At 32.6% G+C, this 20,636-nt stretch carries 22 protein-coding genes; 2 read left to right on the forward strand and 20 right to left on the reverse strand.

Annotated elements, in window-relative coordinates:
* Positions 1 to 92 precede the first annotated feature (92 nt).
* The 7 genes from DFQ06_RS02980 to DFQ06_RS03015 all read right to left on the reverse strand — a co-directional run bounded on the left by DFQ06_RS02980 (position 93) and on the right by DFQ06_RS03015 (position 5,281).
* On the reverse strand, positions 93 to 1,046 hold the full coding sequence (locus DFQ06_RS02980; RefSeq protein WP_133965927.1) for a 2OG-Fe(II) oxygenase: 954 nt from the start codon (positions 1,044 to 1,046) through the stop codon (positions 93 to 95).
* A gap of 168 nt (positions 1,047 to 1,214) precedes the next feature.
* On the reverse strand, positions 1,215 to 1,565 hold the full coding sequence (locus tag DFQ06_RS02985; protein ID WP_133965929.1) for a putative quinol monooxygenase: 351 nt from the start codon (positions 1,563 to 1,565) through the stop codon (positions 1,215 to 1,217).
* Positions 1,566 to 1,744: 179 nt separating this feature from the next.
* On the reverse strand, positions 1,745 to 1,918 hold the full coding sequence (locus DFQ06_RS02995) for a hypothetical protein (protein ID WP_235833472.1): 174 nt from the start codon (positions 1,916 to 1,918) through the stop codon (positions 1,745 to 1,747).
* Between the two features lie 51 nt (positions 1,919 to 1,969).
* Positions 1,970 to 2,347, reverse strand: a complete 378-nt coding sequence (locus tag DFQ06_RS03000) for a nuclear transport factor 2 family protein (RefSeq protein ID WP_042503662.1) — start codon at positions 2,345 to 2,347, stop codon at positions 1,970 to 1,972.
* Positions 2,348 to 2,401: 54 nt separating this feature from the next.
* Entirely contained in the window at positions 2,402 to 3,466 is a 1,065-nt protein-coding gene (locus DFQ06_RS03005; RefSeq protein WP_133965931.1) for an L-dopachrome tautomerase-related protein, read from the reverse strand.
* 180 nt (positions 3,467 to 3,646) lie between these two features.
* On the reverse strand, positions 3,647 to 4,120 hold the full coding sequence (locus tag DFQ06_RS03010; protein ID WP_133965933.1) for a cupin domain-containing protein: 474 nt from the start codon (positions 4,118 to 4,120) through the stop codon (positions 3,647 to 3,649).
* 153 nt (positions 4,121 to 4,273) lie between these two features.
* Entirely contained in the window at positions 4,274 to 5,281 is a 1,008-nt protein-coding gene (locus DFQ06_RS03015; RefSeq protein ID WP_133965935.1) for a zinc-binding alcohol dehydrogenase family protein, read from the reverse strand.
* A 236-nt stretch (positions 5,282 to 5,517) separates the two neighbouring features.
* Between DFQ06_RS03015 and DFQ06_RS03020 the strand changes: the two genes are divergently transcribed.
* A complete protein-coding gene (locus tag DFQ06_RS03020; protein WP_042503656.1) occupies positions 5,518 to 5,868 on the forward strand; it encodes a winged helix-turn-helix transcriptional regulator in 351 nt (116 codons plus the stop codon).
* 562 nt (positions 5,869 to 6,430) lie between these two features.
* On the opposite strand, the gene DFQ06_RS03025 is transcribed toward DFQ06_RS03020, so the two are convergent.
* Positions 6,431 to 8,923 (reverse strand): ABC transporter permease, encoded by a 2,493-nt coding sequence (locus tag DFQ06_RS03025; RefSeq protein WP_133967166.1) that lies wholly within the window; start codon positions 8,921 to 8,923, stop codon positions 6,431 to 6,433.
* Positions 8,924 to 8,967: 44 nt separating this feature from the next.
* Positions 8,968 to 9,657, reverse strand: a complete 690-nt coding sequence (locus DFQ06_RS03030; RefSeq protein WP_133965937.1) for an ABC transporter ATP-binding protein — start codon at positions 9,655 to 9,657, stop codon at positions 8,968 to 8,970.
* A 160-nt stretch (positions 9,658 to 9,817) separates the two neighbouring features.
* On the opposite strand from DFQ06_RS03030, the gene DFQ06_RS03035 reads away from it, so the two are divergent.
* Positions 9,818 to 10,429, forward strand: coding sequence for an arylesterase (locus tag DFQ06_RS03035; protein ID WP_235833476.1), 612 nt, complete (start codon positions 9,818 to 9,820; stop codon positions 10,427 to 10,429).
* 24 nt (positions 10,430 to 10,453) lie between these two features.
* Here the strand turns inward: DFQ06_RS03035 and DFQ06_RS03040 are convergent, their stop codons facing one another.
* From DFQ06_RS03040 to DFQ06_RS03090, 11 genes are all read right to left on the reverse strand, one after another.
* The gene (locus DFQ06_RS03040; protein ID WP_133965941.1) at positions 10,454 to 10,630 is read right to left on the reverse strand and encodes an adenylosuccinate synthetase; all 177 of its coding nucleotides are present in this window, start codon (positions 10,628 to 10,630) and stop codon (positions 10,454 to 10,456) included.
* A gap of 129 nt (positions 10,631 to 10,759) precedes the next feature.
* The gene (locus DFQ06_RS03045; RefSeq protein WP_042495103.1) at positions 10,760 to 10,960 is read right to left on the reverse strand and encodes a hypothetical protein; all 201 of its coding nucleotides are present in this window, start codon (positions 10,958 to 10,960) and stop codon (positions 10,760 to 10,762) included.
* Between the two features lie 7 nt (positions 10,961 to 10,967).
* A complete protein-coding gene (locus DFQ06_RS03050; RefSeq protein ID WP_133965943.1) occupies positions 10,968 to 11,597 on the reverse strand; it encodes an O-methyltransferase in 630 nt (209 codons plus the stop codon).
* A gap of 91 nt (positions 11,598 to 11,688) precedes the next feature.
* Positions 11,689 to 12,369 (reverse strand): antibiotic biosynthesis monooxygenase family protein, encoded by a 681-nt coding sequence (locus DFQ06_RS03055; protein WP_133965945.1) that lies wholly within the window; start codon positions 12,367 to 12,369, stop codon positions 11,689 to 11,691.
* 51 nt (positions 12,370 to 12,420) lie between these two features.
* The gene (locus DFQ06_RS03060; protein WP_133965946.1) at positions 12,421 to 13,380 is read right to left on the reverse strand and encodes an MBL fold metallo-hydrolase; all 960 of its coding nucleotides are present in this window, start codon (positions 13,378 to 13,380) and stop codon (positions 12,421 to 12,423) included.
* A gap of 100 nt (positions 13,381 to 13,480) precedes the next feature.
* Positions 13,481 to 14,359, reverse strand: a complete 879-nt coding sequence (locus tag DFQ06_RS03065; RefSeq protein ID WP_042503648.1) for an AraC family transcriptional regulator — start codon at positions 14,357 to 14,359, stop codon at positions 13,481 to 13,483.
* A gap of 205 nt (positions 14,360 to 14,564) precedes the next feature.
* Entirely contained in the window at positions 14,565 to 15,236 is a 672-nt protein-coding gene (locus DFQ06_RS03070; protein ID WP_133965947.1) for a phosphotransferase, read from the reverse strand.
* Entirely contained in the window at positions 15,193 to 15,537 is a 345-nt protein-coding gene (locus DFQ06_RS03075) for a hypothetical protein (protein WP_133965948.1), read from the reverse strand. The genes DFQ06_RS03070 and DFQ06_RS03075 overlap by 44 nt, the downstream gene beginning before the upstream one ends.
* Before the next feature lie 3 nt (positions 15,538 to 15,540).
* A complete protein-coding gene (locus DFQ06_RS03080) occupies positions 15,541 to 16,524 on the reverse strand; it encodes a nucleoside hydrolase (protein ID WP_133965950.1) in 984 nt (327 codons plus the stop codon).
* Positions 16,525 to 16,686: 162 nt separating this feature from the next.
* Positions 16,687 to 18,489 (reverse strand): UvrD-helicase domain-containing protein, encoded by a 1,803-nt coding sequence (locus DFQ06_RS03085; protein WP_133965951.1) that lies wholly within the window; start codon positions 18,487 to 18,489, stop codon positions 16,687 to 16,689.
* Entirely contained in the window at positions 18,489 to 20,495 is a 2,007-nt protein-coding gene (locus tag DFQ06_RS03090) for an ATP-dependent nuclease (protein ID WP_133965953.1), read from the reverse strand. Before DFQ06_RS03090 ends, DFQ06_RS03085 begins: the two co-directional genes overlap by 1 nt.
* Positions 20,496 to 20,636 lie beyond the last annotated feature (141 nt).

Raw genomic sequence — 20,636 nt, forward strand, 5'->3', positions numbered from 1 at the left:
TTTTATCTTATTATAAAATTCTAATAAATAGCCCAGTAGCTATTTTTGCATATAATCATTGCCTAAAGAAAGATAAATGATTTTTAGTCTTTTTAAAAAGGTGCAAAGGTGTCTTTGGGACTCTTTGGCACAGTCCAACGCTCACGAGCATTAACACTTTCAGATGTAACAACTTTAGACTCTGAGTTATCGACACTACCGTAGCTACTAGCTCCACCTCTTGGAATTTGCATACGGTCTCCGTATAACCACACTACCAAGTTACTGCGTTGTCCACTGATAATTGGGTGCGTAGCGTGCGCTACATCGCCTCTGTGAATTATTGCTTTCCCTGATTCAAACGTAGTTTGTACTGTTTTTCCTGTGGTTTTATCGTAAAAATCAACTTGCGAACCTGTAAATGCTTCATCGGGTAAGTTAATGTTGATATTCAAAGTAGCAGCAGAAGCATCCGTGTGACCATTTAAATCCTTGTCTTTCTCTGGATTGTACTGAATTGAAAAACCAAATGTTTGATTATCATAGCCATAAGTACCTAGTAACAAACGCGCAATCGGACGCATATAACGGTCCATAATATCGTTATAAAATGCCTGAAAATTCGGTGCTGCAAGATAGCCTTCTGAGCGTGGATCAAGCATAATTCCATAACGATTTAATTGTATTCCGTATGGTGCTCGTTTAGGAATTTGTGAATTTACTACAGCTTCTAAATATTTACGAAATTCAGCTAAGCGTTCTGGGTTAAAAAACTGAGCAACATAAATACCTGGACTAATTTCTTCCCATAAATCGGCAACAGCATTTTCTTTTTCTGGATTTTCCCAAGCATCTTTAATTGCCTTTTGTAATCGTGGATCTAGCAACGTCTCATCAGGAACTAGTAAATCGTCCTTGTTTTCAATTTCCCATTCTGTCCATGCCTCTTCAAGTAGATTTCGGTTACTATTCCAAAAATGTGAGACGGAAGCTTCACGATTTAACGAGGCTTCACGAGAAGGTAACGTAAGCGCACGAGCTTGTGCTAATATATTTTTATTTGTCATTGTTTTTATATTTTTTACCAAAAACTGTCGCAATAGGATATTTTGGTTTTTATTTATTTCTGTTTATCTATTAATCAATCTGACTACAAAGGTAGTCTTAGATAGTACTATTTTTTTGGTAGTAAACACGGTTGTTTAGGTATATTTCAAGGTTTTATTTTATTGAAATTATTTTACAAATCCGCCGTAACGACTCATAATACTAGTTGCGCCAGATACTGCGCTTTTTAATTCTGGAGTTACATTCCCATAAACTTTAAAGCTATCCATTGTTGCGCTTTCTAAAAACAGAGTTGCAAATTGAGACCATACTTTTAGATGTGCCAAAGCGGCATCTGCATCTTGGTAACGTTCATAAATATGAATGCTTTCCTGATCTTCTGCTACATACCACTCGTGATTAAGCGAACCTTCTTCTTTAAATGTAGCTGCTGTTATTTTTTCCATGGCTTCCTTGTATTTGGTTTTGTTTATTATTTTGCCATCTACCGTCCAAGCTATGTTATTATTAAGTTTCATAATGTGATATTAAATTGAAAACAATGCCTCCTACACAAGAGGCATTCATACTAAATTTTATTAGTCTACAAATATTGATTTTACGTGTAATGTGTCCATGTATTCTTTTATTCTAAGGATCTTACCATCAGAAAATTGAAATAAAAAATGATACGGATTATTATATTCTCTTCCGTTGGTTAATTTTCCATTGGACTATAGTTCACCATTTTTCCATTAATCTTTATAGTTCCTGTACCTTCTTCAAAATACACTATTTCAAAAAAACGAATGGTTGTATAATTACAAAAGTCAAAAAAGGTTTGCTTTATATATTCTGCGATAACAATATTCTCGATGATAGTTCTTGGCATAACAACTTTTGATATTCGTTTTTAAAAAGTAAAAATATTTACTAGACAGACTTAATACATCGTATTCTTATTAGCAGATGTTTTAGGGATTTGCTGAATAGAATCCCAATGCTCACAAATTTTTCCATTTTCATCAAACCTAAAAAAATCCATGGTAATATATTGGTCATCATCAGGCCAAATTTGATGCGTGTGTAGGGAGACTAAATCGCCTTCAGCAATGCTGCGAACAAAGTTTATGGACTTATTAGGGAATTCTGATTGCATACGTTCAAAATAATCAATGAATCCTTGTGTCCCATTAGCAACTGCTGGGTTATGCTGAATATAGGTGTCACCAACATAAAGTGCTATAGCTTTTTTAGGATTCCCTTCGTAAGCCATTTTATAAAAGGCAATGGCATTTTGCTTGTTTTGTTCTAAATTCATAAGGTTTGATTTTTCATTATTGAAGACCTCAGTTCCCTAAAGGTCATCGTTTATTTATCTAAAAGATACACCTTTTACTATTGGTTTAAATCTGAAAATGTAAAATGGTTTAGTAGAGACATCTTTGCCATCATTAAAGACAGCACCTCTGTTGACTTGCGCTGCAGATACATACATATACCCATCTACATGATTGTAGCTTACACCATCTGGCCAAACCATATTAGAGTCTTTTACCATGGTTTTTGCGCTTTTATCTTTAGCTAAGACCACTGCGACGCTGTTGGTTTCTAAAGCGGTTAAATAAATATTGCCTGCTGTATCAATACTCATTCCGCCATTGTTTGGTTTTTCAGAATAAGTTTCAATTTTGCCATCTAATTCTGTTTCCGTTAAATCTTCATTTACTAAATCTAACGTTTTAATTCTGTAAATTTTAGTTCCGTTTAACGGACCATAATAAATGTAATCAAAATTAGCATCGGCAGTAATACCATCATTTCCTACCAACAAATCTTTACCGTTAACCGCTAAATGTTTACCGTTAATTACTGTTGGTGTGTTTTCTGGTAATGTTGTGCGTGTACCTTCTAATAAACGACGTGTTTTACCCGTTTTCATGTCTACAATAATAAATGCAGCATTTGTACCATCTCCTCCATTTCCAATACCTTCATCTGCAATTATAAAATAACCGTTTTTAGTATCAACAACCATATCATTTGGCTGCGAGTGCTTTGGTACGCTAGATTTAGGTAAATAATAAATACGTTCTAACTGATTGGTTTTTGTGTTCCAACCCACTATTTTAGGTGTTACATTATCACGTTGCGCCATATCTAGCATCCAAACAATTCCGTTTTCATCGTTTCTAATACCTAGTACATTACTTAAATAATTATCGTCTGTAGTTCGTGGTGTATTCCACGCTTTATTAGGAAAAGGTTTGCTTTCTTTTGTTTTGGCATCCATGATCATCACTCTATTTTCTGGTGAGAAAAAAGGATGATGACTATAAACTAAATTACCAGTATCAGTAAACGTAATATTACCAACTGCTTGCGCTGTAGTTGCAAAAACTTCGGTTTCACCTGCTGTGTTTTGTGCTTTTATGGACATAACTGACGTGATTAAAATTAATAAGAAACTAATATTTTTCATATGGAATATAATTATGACGTCAGTTCAAGTGAATTTCTTTTTCAGAATTTTGTATCGAAAACCATTAAAGTTAATAAATTTCTCGATACTAATTTCTCGTGCCTCAAAATTCACTCGAAGTGACGTTATTTTAAAGTTTTACTTGCTCTTTTTTAAATACTCTGGTAATTCTTTGGATAACCAATCTTCACGCACAGGAACATGTATATCTAAATCTACGGTTTCTTCTAAAGCCCAAAACTCATGCGGTACATTTTCTGGAAACACAATCACTTCTCCTGCTCCAACTTCTACAAACGTTTCTTTACCATCAATAATGGTTTTGATTTTTACTTTTCCAGACATAATGTATGTAATCTGTTCGTTTGGATGTTGGTGCCAAGGAATATGAGCGTCTTTTTCTAAATTAAAAATGGTCATCTGTCCTTTTTCACCATGAAACCATTTACGTTTGATTCCTTCTCCAATAGTTTCTGATTCCATGTCGTCAAAATTGAAATGTTGCACTTTTGAAGTGGCTATAGAATCTTTAGTGGTTACTTGTGCATTTACTGTATTACCTACAAGTATTGTTGTTACTGCTAATGCAGCTATAATGGATTTGAAATTCATTTTTATATTTTTTTTTGTCCGTTCGAGTGAAATTCTCTTCTAGAATTTTGTATCGAGAACCATTACAGTTAATAAACTTCTCGACACTAATGTCTCGTGACTCAAAATTCACTCGAAGTGACGATGTAATTAAAATTTTAGTTCGCTATTAAACTAAAATCCTTCTAATACTATTTTTCCTTTTGCTTTTCCTGTTTCTAAGAATGCATGTGCTTTACGAAGGTTTTCTGCATTGATAATTCCGAAATTTTCACCCAAAGTAGTTTTGATTGTTCCGTTGTCAATTAAACTAGAAACTTCGTTTAAAATATGGTGCTGTTCTATCATATCTTCGGTTTGAAACATAGATCGTGTGAACATAAATTCCCAATGTGTTGAAACCGATTTTAATTTAAACGGCATAATATTAAACGTTTTTGGATCGTCAATAAAACCAAATCTTCCTTGTGGTTTTATTACCTTAACAATCTCATCAGCATGCTGTTCAGTTGCATTTAAACTCACAATATAATCTGGTGCAGGAAGGTTGTATTTCTCAAACTCTTCACTTAATTTATTTCTGTGATTTATTACAGCATCTGCTCCCAATTCTTTTAACCAATCTGTAGTTTCTTCACGAGAAGCCGTACCAATAATATTCAGTTTTGTTAGCTTTTTAGCCAATTGCACTAATATAGAGCCAACACCTCCAGCAGCACCAATAACTAAAATGGATTTGCTAGCATCGTCTTTTGAAACCTGTAATCTATCAAACAACATTTCATAAGCTGTAAGTGTTGTTAATGGTAAAGCAGCAGCTTCAGGAAAAGATAAACTAGAAGGTTTTTTACCAACAATACGTTCGTCTACAACTTGGTATTGCGCATAACTCCCCTGACGTGTAAAATCTCCTGCATACCAAACTTCGTCACCAACTTTAAATAAAGAAACATCCTCACCAACTTCCTTTACAATTCCGGTAGCATCCCATCCAATAACTTTCCAATCGTCACCTTCTACTGGCATTCCTGCACGTACTTTATAATCTGCTGGGTTTACAGAAATGGCTTTTATTTCTACTAAAACATCTCTTCCCGTAGCTTTTGGCGTATTTAATTCTATGTCTTGTAATGAGTTAACATCTTCTATTGGAAGATTCTCTTTATATCCTATTGCTTTCATAATTTTATATTTTTTTAAATTGAAATATATTATACTATAATTTTTATAGTGACAAAAGTAAATATAGTTATTCAAACTCGCAATAACGGTCGAAAAGTATAGTATAAAATATAATTTATAATCAATTGACTTATAATGTTTTAGATATTAAATATTTTACTATAAAAAGTATAGTTGTTTAATTAAGTATAGTATTATATCTTTGTACCCAGTAAACAAGAATAACATCATTTATTATGTATCAATTTAAAGGAAAAGAATACCCATGTTGTGCAAGTTTAACCATGGGCATCATTGGAGGCAAATGGAAAACCGTTATTTTATTTCATTTAATAGATGGAACACTTCGATACAATGAATTAAGAAAAGAAATGCCAACAGTTACAGAGCGCACGCTGAGCTTGCAATTAAAGAATTTGGAAGAAGATGGCATTGTAAAGCGAAAAGTATACACCTCTAAACCGCCTTTAAAAGTGGAGTATTCCTTAACCGATTTCGGAAAAACTTTAATTCCGTTAATTAAATCTATTGCAGAATGGGGCGTTTCGGTTGTTGAGCAAAATGGTGCAACTGTACTTAAAGTTTAGTTTTTAAAACTAACGTTTCGTAAATATTACACTTTCCTCCTACATTTATATGCTTTTTTTATAAGCTATTTCCTGCTATCCGCTATATCTTTTTTGTAGGTAGCCTTAAAGTTTCTCTTCATCTTAAACCTTTTTCTTCAACCTACGTTTAGTCCTATTAAATAACACAAAAAAGGATGCCGCTGCTATCAGGGCTAAAACTATCTATTAAGTTTATTTTTAATAGAAAATCAGAGTGCACTTCATGATCTGCGTTAAGAAATAACCTTCAAAACATCAATTTGCTGTCAGTAACCGTCGACACTTTTCCGCCACTCACCACAATTAAAACTCAACTTAGCGAAACACAAGTTTTAAGCTAGAATTAAATATTACTTTTATTTCAGATAAGAAATCCCTGTCACTTTTAATGTACAGTACATTAGAATGAAATAAACCAAATTAAAAGTGATTCTTAGCAAAATGGGATACTAAATATATATTTTGTATTCTACCGCTTCTCTCATATTGTTGCTTTGTAAAATGAGCACAATAATACGGCGGTAGTTTACTTTTATTAAAATTATACTTCCTTCCTCAACACCTCTAAAGGTGGACTTTTTAATACAGATTTTAAGTTACTTAATCCAACCAAAACAACTAAAAACGTAATACTTGGCAGAAAAACCAAAAACGGAATTACCGATGGTACAAACGGTTCTTTAAATAAAAACGTGGCTAATAATTGGCTACCAATAAAAGCCAATAAAATTCCTGTTAAGCTTCCTAAAACACCTAAATAAACGTATTCTAGAGCCGTAATTTGTAAAATTTGCTTACTTTTTGCTCCTAAAGTTCTCAGTAACACACTTTCTTTTATGCGTTGGTATTTGCTATTTCTAACAGAACCAATAAGTACAATAAAACCAGTAAGAATACTAAAAAAGGCCATAAAATTAATAATCCATGATATTTTATCTAGAATATCTTCAACAATGGTAAACACTTGTCGTAAATCTAAAATAGTAACATTCGGGAATTTCTGAACCAAATCGCTTTGCAAGGCAGCCGAACTTTCTTCATCTGGTACATGCGTCGTCATGACATTAAAAGTTGGTGCATTTTCTAAAACACCCACCGGAAATAAAATATTGAAATTTATTTTCATACTGCTCCAATCCACTTTACGAATACTACCAACAACGGTTTCCTTAAGCACACCCTGAATATTAAAAACAACGGCATCCCCTATTTTCAAATTAGCATCTTTAGCAATATTGTCTGTTATTGAGATATAGATGGGGTTTCCATGTTCCTTTTTACCTGTCCATTCACCTTCCAAAATTTCTTCGGTATCTACCAAAGCATTTCTATAAGTTACTCTAAGCTCTCGGTTTAAAATCCATTTACGCATTTTAATGGTGGTGTCTTGGCGAATTTCATTTACCGATTTACCACGAATACTATGCATGCGCATTGTAATAATTGGTATGTTATTAATCACCTCTAAGCCTTTACTTTTAAAAGTCTCTAAAAGCGCCGTTTCCTGTTCTTTTTGAACATCCATTAAAATGATATTGGCATCATTTTGCTTGTTTTCTATAGTGGTTTTAGCCAATAAAATATCTTTGGTAAAATACAACGTGCTTATTAAAAATGTCCCTAGTCCAATCGCTAATACCAGTACCATGGTTTGGTTGTTTGGTCGGAATAAATTCAATAAACTTTGACGTTTAGTATAACCCCAAGAACTCGGGAAATATTTTTTAATTAATTTAATAAATATCTGCGCTATCCCAGCCATAATAGCAACTGTGATAAAAATTCCGACGGTAAAAAATAATCCATTTAAGGCATCTTTTAGCATCCAAAACGCAAACAAAAAGATAAAAAGAGCAATGGCGAACATAACGGCAATTCTCGCTTTTTTAGGTTTTTGAAGATTATCTTCCGAGCCTCTTAAAACCTCTAAAGGCGATACATACCAAGTCCCTAATAAAGGTAATAAAGCAAATAAAACCGACATTAAAATCCCTAAAGTAACCCCCATAATTATAGGCTGCGCCGAAATAGAAATTTCAACACTGAAAGGTAAAAAGTCTTGTAAAATATAAGGAAATGCATATTGCAATGCCGTTCCTATTCCTGAGCCTATTAAACCTCCAATAAGTCCAATGCTAATAATTTGCAACAAATAAATTAAAAAGGTTTGTTTTCTAGAAGCGCCTAAACACTTTAAAACAGCAACACTTTTTAGCTTTTCTTTAATATAGATATGCACAGAACTTGCAATACCAATACAACCCAATAAAAGCGCTATAAAAGCGACTAAATTTAAAAATCGACTCACATTATCATAGCGTCTGCCTAAACGTTTGCTCGTGCTAATATGTGTGTCAATATCTGCGTTTTCCGCTTCAAGAACGGGTTCTAATGTTTTCTTTAAATCGTCTAAATTAGCTTTCGGATCTTTAAAAAAGTATTGATATTCTTTTCTACTTCCTAATTGCAATAATTCGGTTTCATCTAAAAAACGAAACGGAATTAAAACGGTTGGCGCCACAGAAGATGAAATAGCTGTACTACCCGGAATGGCTTTTAATTCACCAATAATAGGTAGGGTTAACTCTCCTATTTTAATAGAATCTCCAGGTATTATTTTATATTGTAAAAGTAATGTGGCATCAACTAATGCGCCACCTAAGTTCTGGTAAGTAGCACCTGCATCTTTTGGTGTGGTTGTGATATTTCCGTAAAAAGGAAATGCGCCTTCAATCGCTCTCACTTTTACTAATTTTGTGCCGTTATTTTTAGGGAAAGCGGCCATAGACACAAAGTTAACTTCAGATGCATCTGCACCTAAAGAATCTATAATGGCTTGTGTTTTTTCGGTAGGTTTTTGTTTGCTATCAATTACAAAATCGGCACCCATTAAGGCTTTCGATTGTAGCTTTATATTTTGCTTTAAATTATCGCTAAATAATTGGATGGAAACCACTGCAGCAATCCCCAATATTATGGAAGCCATAAAAAGCAATAACCTAGAAAGACTGGCTTTTCCATCTCTCCAAGCCATTTTTAAAAGCCATTGAAAATTCGGTTTTGAATAGATCTTGCTCATTAAATCGCGCTTGTTTTTTCGTTTGAAATAATCTTACCGCCTTTCAATCTTAAAATTTGTTGCGTACGGTTTGCCAAATCTAAATCGTGGGTAATAATCACCAAAGTGGTTCCGGCTTCTTTATTAAGTTCAAAGAGTAACTGAATCACCTTTTCACCAGTTTCTTCATCTAAATTCCCTGTAGGTTCATCGGCAAATAAAATAGACGGTTTGTTAGAGAAAGCACGCGCCAGAGCAACACGCTGTTGTTCTCCACCTGATAATTGCGATGGATAATGATGTAAACGATCTCCCAAACCTACTTTTTCTAATAAAGCAATACCAAATTTAGAAGCGTTTTTTTCGCCTTGCAATTCCAAAGGAACAATCACATTTTCTAATGCCGTTAAAGTGGGTAGTAATTGAAAATTCTGAAAAATAAAACCAACTTCTTTATTTCGTAAAGCGGCGCGTTCATCTTCATTTAAATCATGCAAAGCCGTACCGCATAATTCTATGCTTCCTGAGGTTGGATAATCTAAACCTGCACACAAACCTAAAAGCGTGGTTTTTCCACTTCCTGAAGGTCCTACAATAGAGAAAACACTCCCCTGTTCTACTTCAAAAGAGATATTGCTAATTACTGTTAATTTTTTAGAACCACTGGTATAAGTTTTCTCTAAATCATTAATCTTTAATATATTTGACATGACGCTTATTTAATGTTTTTACTAAAAAATCCCGATGTTGAAAAATAGACAATTGATAATAAATATCAACAATAGAACTCAAAAGGTTTTCTTAAAATTTTGTTGTTTTTACGTACTACTATTCTTATTGTCTTGTAAACAAGATGCTTCTAAAAATACTATGGATTCAGCTGAAACTGCGACAGAAACTGAAGTTGAAACCACCAAAAGCACAAGCTCTAAAAAAATAGTATTTTTCGGAGATAGCTTAACAGCTGGTTATGGTTTGGAAGATGTTGATGATGCATTCCCAGGTATTATTCAAAATAAAATAGATGCTTTGGGTTTGGATTACAACATTGTAAACTCGGGTGTTAGCGGTGAAACCACTTCTGGCGGAAAAAATAGAATTGACTGGGTTTTAAACGAAGAACCTAGTGTTTTTATTCTAGAATTGGGTGCTAATGATGGTTTACGTGGTGTGCCTTTAGACCAATCTAAAGCCAACTTACAAACTATTATAGATGCAGTAAAGACCAAGTATCCAGAGACTATTATTGTTTTAGCTGGTATGCAAATTCCGCCTAATATGGGACAAGATTACACTACAGCGTTTAAAAACATGTTTCCCGATTTAGCTAAAGAAAACAACTTACATTTAGTGCCTTTTCTATTAGAAGATGTTGGCGGTATTCCAGATTTAAATCAATCGGACGGCATTCATCCTACAAAAGCAGGTCATAAAATATTGGCTAAGAATGTGTGGGAGGTTTTACAACCTATCCTTAAATAATAAACCGCTATTTTATTTATTAAACTAGTTTTTATCCTTTCGTTTCTTTCTCCAAAGTATATAAAAGAAAACCGCTAAAACGGGTAAAACAATAAACACAATCAACTCAAACGGATCAGATAAATCTAATGGTTGGTTGTCGTCGGGGTTTGGTGTTCCCATGGGCAATTGTAAAATCAATGTGTTAAATAGTGTTAGCATGTTTTTAAGGGTTTTACCCAAATTTAAGAATTTAAAAACGGCTAACCAATCTAAAAGCCAACTACCTTTATTTATCTGAAACGTTATAAAGTTCAGAAAACTTACATCTTACTCTATTTTGTAAGCTTCTTATTTTTGACTGTTCTTTAAAGTTTCTAGTTCTTTTTCAAGTTTTTCTGCTTTAGCTTTAAATGTTTCCATAGCTTTTTTTAATTGTCCTACTTTTTTCAAAACTTCTTCATCTTGAAGTGCTTGATAAGTGGTAACACCATTTGTTTCTTTTATTTTTGATTTACCTCCACATGTTGGGCAATTTGATACTTGACTCATAATATATTTATTTTTTAACTGTTATTAATACTACTTTTTCTCCAAATAGAGACTGCAATTTATATGCTTTATTTTGACTAATCACTTCTAAAAAGGCTTTAGACTCGGCCATTTCTGCATTATCGACATAGATAAATGTACCGTTATGGAAATTAGGTTCCAGCATCTGGAAAAGTGGTAAGTACAAGTCTTTCCAACCATCTAGCAATAATAGATCAATAGGTTCGTCATGATTTTTTAAGGTTTCCATGGCGTCTCCAATTCTAACATCAATAAGGTTGTGTACACTTGCGCTTTTAAAATTACTAATGGCTTTTTTAGCTTTCGATTCGAGTAACTCTGTAGTGATAACGCGTCCACCTGTTTCAAGTACACCTTGCGCTAAATACAGAGTAGAAATCCCGAAGGATGTTCCAAACTCAACAATGTTTTTAAGGTTATTATCTTCAATTAAGTTTATCAAGCCTTCACCTTGTGTTTTTGTAATAGACAAATAGGCATCTTTAAAATCCAAAGGTTGCATGGGTCTAAAAACGCTTTTTGCCACACCTTTCATAATGTTTACCACATCGAATTTAGAATCTTCAAAGAGCCCGTTTATGGTGGTGTTTATTTGATTTTGTTGTGAACTTATCATAATTTTTCTTTTAAAAAGAAGGAATACCAAAGCCAAGTTGATATCCCTTCATGCTACTAATCAATATGTGTTTACAATTTTCAGATGCTCTTTAATATTCAAGCTCTGGTTTAATTTTTTGATAGCGCCCCATCCATATTGAAGATTGATCCATCATGCCCATAAATTCCTTAGAAATTTTGTTGTTCATAAAAGGTTGTAAAGCGGCATCAGAATGGCTTTTATTATCCCAATACACTACAACAATTTGTTCGCCATTTTCATTTACACCAGTAACACGTTGTAAAAATCCATCTTGTTTAGATGTGAATCCGTTTTCTACGTTTTTATTGGTTTTATCGAAGGCCTTCATGTCGATATCTGCTTTAGTTTTAAAAGACATTACTTCAACAAAATTACTGTGAGCCGCATTAAAACCATCTTCAATATGATAGCGTGACATTTTCATGGAAACTCCATCAATCATAGAAGCATATTTGGCTACAGAGGGATCAGCCATAAATTTTTCCATAGACGCTTTAGCGTTTTCAAGAGATTCCCAATATACCAAAACAACATATTCTCCATTTTCATTTATTCCGCTTTGGCGCTTAATAAAACCTGGTTGTTTTGCTGTAAAATTAGTCTCAACTTCAGCATCAAGCTTATTAAAAACAGATATGTTGTTTAGTGATTTTGTTTTAAAGGTTGTTACTTCTAAAACAGATTTTGTATTACTACAACTACTAACTAGTAAACCTATTATTGCAAATGCTATTAATTTAATATTCATAATTAATGTGTTTTAAATTTAATGTAGGGGTAATAAATTTGGTGTTTGGTATTAAAACCAATCTGCTCCTGTATCTCCAGGGAAGAACGCATCAGGTAACGATAAATAAAGACCACCATCTAAATAGTTAGGGTACAATACTTCTAGCTCGTCAATTATCTCTTGGTTTGTTGTCGCTGTGCCACCCCCAGTAGTAGTTTGTGTACCTTTTATAAGGCCTTGTGCATTTTGTAAATAGTCGATGTTTTCGTCGATAGACGTTTCAACATCAGCACGAGAACCATTATGACCAACAAAAATATGGTTGTAATCTGCAAAGTTGGCTTTCAATACATTTAAACCAGCAATCCAGTTATCAATTTCATCAGCACCACTATTTGGCGTGTATTCTCTTAAATATGGATGCGATAGATTGTAAATAAGGTCTCCAGCAAAAAGAACTTTATGCGCAGCATTATAAACATAACCGTTTTCTCCAGTTTCTGCGTTAGATACTTTATCAAAAACATAAGTTAAATCGCCTATTTCTTGAAAATCGCTCACCCCAATAACCGCATTAGGATGCAAGCTTGTAAAGTCTGCTGTACTGTTTAATTGTGCAGCCACAGTGCTTTCAGCATAAAAATCTAAATCTGCAAAATTTCCAGCACCACCATAATGATCGCCATGGTTGTGAGTAATTATTACAGCGCCAGGTTTATTAATAGCATCTACATAAGCTTTTAGTTCGTCTGCAAAAACTGGTGCAGGTCCTAAATCTACTAAAACAACAGTATTTTCTGTTTCTACAATAGTTACTGTGTATGGAGCGGTATCAAAATTAAGCGTGTGGTATCTTACTGTGTTTTCTGTAATAACATCTACAGTGCCCAAAGTTATCATGGAGCTTGACGGTGCAGTTCCAAAATCAACTGTTTTTTGAGCATTAGAATCGTCATCATTATTACAAGAGACAATAGTGATAGCCAAAACAATAATGGCCATAAATTTTAATTTGAAAGATTTCATCATTTTATTTTTAGATTAATAATTATACTGCAAAGATGCATTAGCGCCGCAGTATTAAGCCAATCAAAATGATGATAAAAAAGGTAAAAGTGTAACCTTGTATTTATGTTTTATTTCGAAATTTAAGTGGTGTAAAGCCCGTATTTTTTCTAAAAAACTTACCCATATTTGCAGGTTCTTCAAAGCCGGTTTTATAGCTTATTTCTTTAATAGAAAGTGAGGTTGTAACTAGGTAGCGCTTAATTTCAATAATTACAAAATCGTCTATAAACGCTTTTACAGTCTTGCCAGTAAGCGTCTTAACAATATCGTTTAGAAACTTATAAGAAATAAATAATTTTGAAGCATAATATCTTGAACTTCTAGTATTTGCAAATTCATCTTCAAGTATATCTTTAAATGCGGTAAATTTCTCTAACCAATGCATATTAATGTCTTTAACAGATTGGTTTTCTTTGGTCCGTTCTGCCTTAAGTAGTAAAACATTAAGCAGGTTACTTAATATTTGCGACTTGCCAAAACCATTAGAGAACATATACTCATTACGCAAATTATGTGCTGTACTAATCAGGTTATCATGATCGGTTTTACTTTGGTGAATTACGGGTGTTTCAATATGGTAATTAAATAACCGATTTAAATTTAAAGTGCTTAATAAATAATGTGATTTATCTACAAACGAACTATTAAAAATAATACAATAGCCTTCCGCGTTTATCAGTTCTTTATTAAAATGATGGATTTGATTTTTAGAAATAAAGATAGAACTTCCCTCAACTAAGGTGTAAGATTTAAAATCGACAACATGCTCATAAGTGTTTTTGGTAACAATGATGATAAGATGAAATAAAATTCTATGTGATGAAAACGGATCATGACTTGTAGATAAACCTAACTTTTCAAAAGTTTCGGCAAAGGTCATGACTTCAATATCTAATTCAAAAGCTGATTTAAATTCTATTTTAGGTAAATCATGTGTCATATTACAAATGTATGAAAATAGTAAGTTTATTTCCGCGAGATACCAAATTCGAATATTTTTCTCTTTTAGGAACTAAAAACGGCTATTTTTCATGTTTCGCATAAATTGAATATTCTGTACAAGGACTAAAGTTTTTTCAAATACGCGATTCTCAGCGAACGACGAAATTCGATGTTTTTACTGAAAATATTAAATCTAGATATCTCTAATTCAAAATAAGCGTTCGTGCCATTTCTAAAAGTGACTTTTTTTCTTCAATCGATCTTTTTAAAGGCAATTGTGCCAAACCAATTAATCTACGCATAATTTCTATTCCGGCAACTTTGGCAAGCAATCCTGCATTCAACTTTTCGAGATATCTATTTTTTATGCTTTCTAAGCAATCGATGTTCATGGTGATCATAATAGTATGTGCTGCCATAACGCCAATATCAAATTCGGCAAAACCCATAAAACTAAATTCCGGATCAATCACATAGGTATGGTTTGCTTTCGTCATCCAACTTCCCGGATAATAATCGCCGTGCAAAAGCGTATCGCCTTTAGATAAGTATTGTTCGCCAACCTTTGCAATCTCTGTTTTTAAAGTGGCATCATGTCTGTAAATTAAAGCCAGTTCCTGAAGCCCGTTTTGAATGGTATCTAAATGAAAATCGCTATCCTTTAAAAAAGGCAAAACAAAAATATGTTGATGGTTAAGCAAACGCAAGGCCATATTTTCAGGATATGCCGTAGGTTTCGATTTATGAATTTGCGCAGCAATATCTATAAGTTCATGCAGTTGCAAGCTCTGCATTGTTCTATCTTCATAGAGATACGACATATCTTTACAATCACCTAAATCTTCTAGAATAAGCAAGCAAATAATTTTCTGCATTATAAGCCAGTATTTTAGGAATATGGGGTGCTATAACCTTATTGGTAACCGCTTTGTAAAACTGAAACTCCACATCGATACGCTCAATAGGTGCCGTAATATCTTGATATTTCTGAACAAACGGACGCGATTGTTTTACAATAAAAGACCGCGTATTGGTACGGATTCTAAGCACCACATTCATGTTGCCCTCACCAGGTTTTTCTATAGAAAGAATACGTTCTTGTTTTAGGTCTAAAAACCCCATGGTATTTAAAGACGTCTCAAAATCTAAAATGGAACTATTAATATCTAAATACATAGGTTATTTTTTATTTAGGCTTTGCCAGAAATCCGCTTTCATAAGGTCTACATCTATTTTTGTATGGATGTTTATTAAACGAGCTGTGTTTTCTGGAGGTGTTAAAAAGGTCTCAATTTTCGATAATTCCGGATGTGCTAGCGCTTCAATAATAGCAACATCCCACATAATCCAGCTTTTCTTTTCCGGATCGTCTTTGGTCCACCAACGCTCGAACGTGTCCCAACGGTTTATTAAATAATCACCAATACCACCTTTATTTTTTAATTGCGCATCGACTTCTGCTTTAGTAAACACAAGGTGCTGACTGGTTGTGGCCGTCATGATACTTAAATCTAGACCTTCAGTATTTAGAAGAATATCCACCGCTTTGGGGTCGTTGCCTGTATTGAATTCCTTTTTGTTATACGCGTTGGTTTCCACGGTATGCCAAAAACCAAGATAATGCACTTTTAGTTTTTCTATAATCGATGGATCTTCCAAAATAGCACTCGCCACATTGGTGCTCGATCCTAAAATAACCACATTCAGTTTTTCGCCCACAGGTAATGTATGCGCCATTTTAACAATGAAGTTTGATGCCGGAGAACTCGCAGGTTCTTTACTATTCATTATCGGCACATTGCTTCCTAAGGGTAATGGAATTTTATAGTTCCCCATTAAACTCAGTATCTTTTCGTTAATATCTTGGCTTTCTTGCACCGTATTTTCGGTTGCTAATGGCGATGTATGAAACTGTGCCGAAGTAATACCCAAAACATTAAAACTCGGTTCTTTAATGGCTCTAACTATAGCATAAAGATCGTCTACTTCATTAGCGGTATCGGCATCAATAATGATGGGTAAACGGCTGTCTTTTACCTGTGCGCCTGCTGTAACCTGAGTAAAAACGGAAACTAGAAGTATTAATTGAAACAAAGAAACGTAAATCCCTTTATTGAAATTTACGCTCTTAAATATATTGAGTTTATTATGTTGTTGTTGCATGAAGGCTTTCTATAATTGCTGAAATAATTTGTATTTACAAAAGTACAAACTATACGATTGATGCAGCCTTTGGTCGTAGAAAGTGATGGAACATTACTTGGTTGGGGATTGGGTTCGTTTGTATGTAACAGCTGGAAAATTCAATAATATTTTTCGTCTAAATTAATTATTCATTTTGTTAGTCCAAACTTCTACATCTGAGTCAGGAACAGCCATATTTAATATTTTTCGTGGTCTAGTTATTCCAACATAAACTATCCTCAACTCCTCTTTACAATTGTCTGGTAAAGCATTAAAATCAGGTGCATTTATAATATTTACATAGTTTCTAATTGCCCTTTTACCAAGAAGTAATAATACAGCTTCGAAAGTTTTTCCTTTAACGGAGTGAACTGTACCATAATAAAATGGATGTATACTATCTGAATTTAAATTACTTGCATAATAATCGTCTATTAAAACATCTCCATTTTCTACATTAATATTCATAACTATTCCAATATCTTCTATTTTTTTGTTGGATTCAACAATCCATTGATTAAACGTTTTATCATTAGTTTCCGAAAGCTTATTAATAAAATTGAAGATAGTATCTCTATGCTTCATAAATCCATTAAGCTCAATTTGAGTCTTTATAAAATCATCCGTACAATAAAAATTACGGTTTGTTTTTCTATATAATGCTTCAAAATACCCTTTTTCTAAAAGTCTATAACCTTTGAAAAAATCTTGAGTATCTATTAAATGCTTTCCTAAAATGATATTTCTAACGTGATATTGTTTGTCTATCCACGGAATATTTTCATAAGTTGAAATATCAAGATTTAAACCTAAATATTTGGAGCTGCTTTTACCTCTATATAATACGGCCACGTTTTTCTTATTAATTTCGATATCATTTTCTCTACATAATTTTAAAAAACCTGATAAAATATTTTCAAAACTTGATTTGCTTTCTTCTTGACTTATTATTGTTGGGTCTTTTTTATTTTTTTTCTTAGGCAGCTTATAGCCTATTATCTGAGGTGCCAAATCATAATCAGCTACTTCTTCATTTACAGCTTCAGATTTGTCAAATGATGATAGATTCTTTGTAAAATCGCAAATAGCTTGTGAACTTCTTCGGTTTTCATCAAGTAGAATACTTTCCCATTCGTCAAATTTTTCATCAAAAAGCTCTGGTTTTGCATCGTTCCATTCAAAAATAGATTGGTCTCTATCTCCAATCAACATTATATTATTTGTCCCTGATTTTTTTAATATATCAAGAATTCTCATCTGTATTTCATTAGTGTCTTGTGCTTCATCAATAATAAAATATTCAAACAGATTAGCAACATTAGTTGCAATAAGCGGATATTTCTCTAATATTTTTAAAGCGATATAATTAGCATCTGATTGATTCGCATAACCTTGAGCGAAATATTTCCTTTTAGAATCAATTATATTCTGAATATTTCCATTCACGTTACCTTGTTTGTTATAATAATTCCATGGGAAAAAAAATGCCTGTGGTGGTGCAAGCCTAATTAGCTTATTATCTAAACCAAAACTTGTTTTATCAAAGAATTGACTGTAATCTCTTTCGTATGATTTATGCGACCAATTTGAATGCGGTTCACCTACAAGTATAGGACGAATTGAGCATTTCATAATTAAATGACCAAATGGAAGAAATATATATGAATTTATAAAACTATCAATAGTTCCTATAAAATGAGGATGCTTTAAAGGAACATATATACCAAAATCGTCTTTAAGCTTTTCTTCGATTTCGGAACAAGCTATGTTTGTAAATGATATTGCGGCAATTCCTTTTCTTTTAAATTCGTTTTCATTTAATAGCTTAGAAATTCGAGCAGAAACAGAATAAGTCTTACCACTTCCTGGGCACGCTTTTACTACAACTGTACCTTGCTTATAATCTAGTATTTTTTTTTGCTTCTCAGATAAATGCTTGTACATTATTCTCTATTTATTACCCAATTAATAGCGTTTTGAATATAATCAGGCACCACAAAAGAATTTCGTAATGAATCTATTGTTTCTAATTTAAATGATAATTGTTGAGCAAACTCAGATTTATCTTTGTTAGATTTCAATTTTTCCAATAAATCTAATGCTTTATTATGTAAAGATTCTTCCTCAGCAATAAATGTTGTTTTTGGATGCATCTCTTTATAAATTGATAACATTGTAATTGCATTATTGCGGTTTGTAACCATTAACTCATACTCAAAAGTATTTTCAGCTAAAACAACTTTTAAATTACCACCTTCTAAATCATTAGCCTTTGAGGCTCTATCCGATATTTTATCATTCAAATGATTTAAAATTTCTTTAACATGAATTGACTCTGTTTTATAACCTTCAATTTCAAAGTCTACATCATTATTGAAGTTTATTATTCGGTTATTGGTATCAACAATTTCTAACTCTTTTAGCTTATTAAAAATTAGTTTAGCTTTAGTAGTATCTATATCATGTTTATCATTTTTCAAATCTTTTGCAGCTATTAAACCTTTATCATTGTCTGTTATAATTGAACTATAAGCTGACAAACGCTTATTTGAAATATCAGAGTTATAAAGTTTTGCAAAAGGTTCAAATGCAACCCCATTTATATTAACTAATTCAATTCCGTTTTTATCTAAATTTAATTCTTCTCCCATTATTTCTGCAAATACAGGAAGTAGTAAAGCTTCTGATATTCCTTCAACCATAATTGTTCCATTAGAGAAAAAGATTTGAGATTTAGTAACATCTAAAAATTTACTGAGATAGCTTTTATTCTTAAGACTTAAATCAGAATTTTTAAGTGAAAAACTACTAACTACATTATCTTGTTTTTGTAGAACTAACAAATTATCTAAATCAGATTTTGCTGTAATAGTTGGAGAATGTGAGGTAATAAAAATTTGTACTCCTAAGTCTTTTAAACTATTCAAATAATTAAAAAATGAATTCTGTTTTTGCGGATGTAAATGAGCCTCTGGCTCTTCTATTAAAAGTGCATAATAATGTTCTATTTCTTCAGATCTTCTGTTTTTTAAATCTCCAAGCACAGATGATGCTAAAATTAAATTATTTTCACCTAAACCGTTTTGACTAATATCAAAATATTTTTGTTGGTTGTAATCTCCATCTAATATCTCTTCTTGATAAACTGGTTTTCTAGTTAATACACCTTTAACTATATTATCATATTTATATTCCAATAATTTTAAATGTATTCTAGATTCCTTTTTTCTAATATCGGCTTTTTCTAAATGCTCATTTACAAAACTTTCTCCAGTTTTCACAACTCCAGTCCAATCTTCGTCTTGAATTACATCCTGAAGAGTGGTTGCTAATTGATTTTTTTTATCAATATTTAACTCAACCTCTTCATCCTCTCCATCTTCGTTAATTTTTGTGTATTTAGTCATTTCTTTAAATAAAGAAGTAACTTTATTACCTGTAGCATAAGGTCTTAATTCTAGTTCTGCATTTCTTAACGGCTCTAGATAGGAATAAAATAGAAGTTGTGCCTCTTCAGGTTTTATTCTTTGCCCAGGATTTTGTCCTCCCCAAACATCCCATCTTAATACTTGATTACCTTTAGGATTAGTTTCTAATGAATACCTGGCTTGTATTTGCAAATTAAGGTCGTCCGGATTATCTGGGTTTTGCCAAAGTAAACTTTGAAAATATTCTCTGTCTCGCGGTGTCTCTATTTTAAATATTAAACCAAATTCTATGGGTTCTAAGGCGGCATTTAATTCATTAACATTAATGTGAAAGTCTTCATCATTTTTAACACCAATATCTTTCCATTGTTTACCTATACTCAAACAAATACGAAGAGCATCTATAATTGCTGATTTTCCAGCATTGTTTTCTCCTATTATTATATTTACACTACTATTGAAATTAAGATTTAATTCTTTAATTCCTCTAAAATTTTTAATATTGAGTTTTTCTAAAAACATAAATTTGATAAATAGGTGATTTAATATACCATCTTAATATCATTGATAGCATCATTAATTTCACGACAATATAAAGAATTTTAGTAATTAACTAATAAGTAAATTCCGAATCTATTCGAATTACCTTTTTAAAAACAGACT

It is taken from the genome of Algibacter lectus (genome assembly GCF_004368925.1).
Taxonomy (GTDB): Bacteria; Bacteroidota; Bacteroidia; order Flavobacteriales; family Flavobacteriaceae; genus Algibacter; species Algibacter lectus.

What these genes read in the sequence shown, in the direction of transcription:
- DFQ06_RS02980 (WP_133965927.1), bottom strand. Translation starts at nt 1,046, where the DNA reads ATGACAAATAAAAATATATTAGCACAAGCTCGTGCGCTTACGTTACCT.
- DFQ06_RS02985 (WP_133965929.1), bottom strand. Translation starts at nt 1,565, where the DNA reads ATGAAACTTAATAATAACATAGCTTGGACGGTAGATGGCAAAATAATA.
- DFQ06_RS02995 (WP_235833472.1), bottom strand. Translation starts at nt 1,918, where the DNA reads ATGCCAAGAACTATCATCGAGAATATTGTTATCGCAGAATATATAAAG.
- DFQ06_RS03000 (WP_042503662.1), bottom strand. Translation starts at nt 2,347, where the DNA reads ATGAATTTAGAACAAAACAAGCAAAATGCCATTGCCTTTTATAAAATG.
- DFQ06_RS03005 (WP_133965931.1), bottom strand. Translation starts at nt 3,466, where the DNA reads ATGTCCATAAAAGCACAAAACACAGCAGGTGAAACCGAAGTTTTTGCA.
- DFQ06_RS03010 (WP_133965933.1), bottom strand. Translation starts at nt 4,120, where the DNA reads ATGAATTTCAAATCCATTATAGCTGCATTAGCAGTAACAACAATACTT.
- DFQ06_RS03015 (WP_133965935.1), bottom strand. Translation starts at nt 5,281, where the DNA reads ATGAAAGCAATAGGATATAAAGAGAATCTTCCAATAGAAGATGTTAAC.
- DFQ06_RS03020 (WP_042503656.1), top strand. Translation starts at nt 5,518, where the DNA reads ATGTATCAATTTAAAGGAAAAGAATACCCATGTTGTGCAAGTTTAACC.
- DFQ06_RS03025 (WP_133967166.1), bottom strand. Translation starts at nt 8,923, where the DNA reads ATGGCTTGGAGAGATGGAAAAGCCAGTCTTTCTAGGTTATTGCTTTTT.
- DFQ06_RS03030 (WP_133965937.1), bottom strand. Translation starts at nt 9,657, where the DNA reads ATGTCAAATATATTAAAGATTAATGATTTAGAGAAAACTTATACCAGT.
- DFQ06_RS03035 (WP_235833476.1), top strand. Translation starts at nt 9,818, where the DNA reads ATGGATTCAGCTGAAACTGCGACAGAAACTGAAGTTGAAACCACCAAA.
- DFQ06_RS03040 (WP_133965941.1), bottom strand. Translation starts at nt 10,630, where the DNA reads ATGCTAACACTATTTAACACATTGATTTTACAATTGCCCATGGGAACA.
- DFQ06_RS03045 (WP_042495103.1), bottom strand. Translation starts at nt 10,960, where the DNA reads ATGAGTCAAGTATCAAATTGCCCAACATGTGGAGGTAAATCAAAAATA.
- DFQ06_RS03050 (WP_133965943.1), bottom strand. Translation starts at nt 11,597, where the DNA reads ATGATAAGTTCACAACAAAATCAAATAAACACCACCATAAACGGGCTC.
- DFQ06_RS03055 (WP_133965945.1), bottom strand. Translation starts at nt 12,369, where the DNA reads ATGAATATTAAATTAATAGCATTTGCAATAATAGGTTTACTAGTTAGT.
- DFQ06_RS03060 (WP_133965946.1), bottom strand. Translation starts at nt 13,380, where the DNA reads ATGATGAAATCTTTCAAATTAAAATTTATGGCCATTATTGTTTTGGCT.
- DFQ06_RS03065 (WP_042503648.1), bottom strand. Translation starts at nt 14,359, where the DNA reads ATGACACATGATTTACCTAAAATAGAATTTAAATCAGCTTTTGAATTA.
- DFQ06_RS03070 (WP_133965947.1), bottom strand. Translation starts at nt 15,236, where the DNA reads ATGCAGAAAATTATTTGCTTGCTTATTCTAGAAGATTTAGGTGATTGT.
- DFQ06_RS03075 (WP_133965948.1), bottom strand. Translation starts at nt 15,537, where the DNA reads ATGTATTTAGATATTAATAGTTCCATTTTAGATTTTGAGACGTCTTTA.
- DFQ06_RS03080 (WP_133965950.1), bottom strand. Translation starts at nt 16,524, where the DNA reads ATGCAACAACAACATAATAAACTCAATATATTTAAGAGCGTAAATTTC.
- DFQ06_RS03085 (WP_133965951.1), bottom strand. Translation starts at nt 18,489, where the DNA reads ATGTACAAGCATTTATCTGAGAAGCAAAAAAAAATACTAGATTATAAG.
- DFQ06_RS03090 (WP_133965953.1), bottom strand. Translation starts at nt 20,495, where the DNA reads ATGTTTTTAGAAAAACTCAATATTAAAAATTTTAGAGGAATTAAAGAA.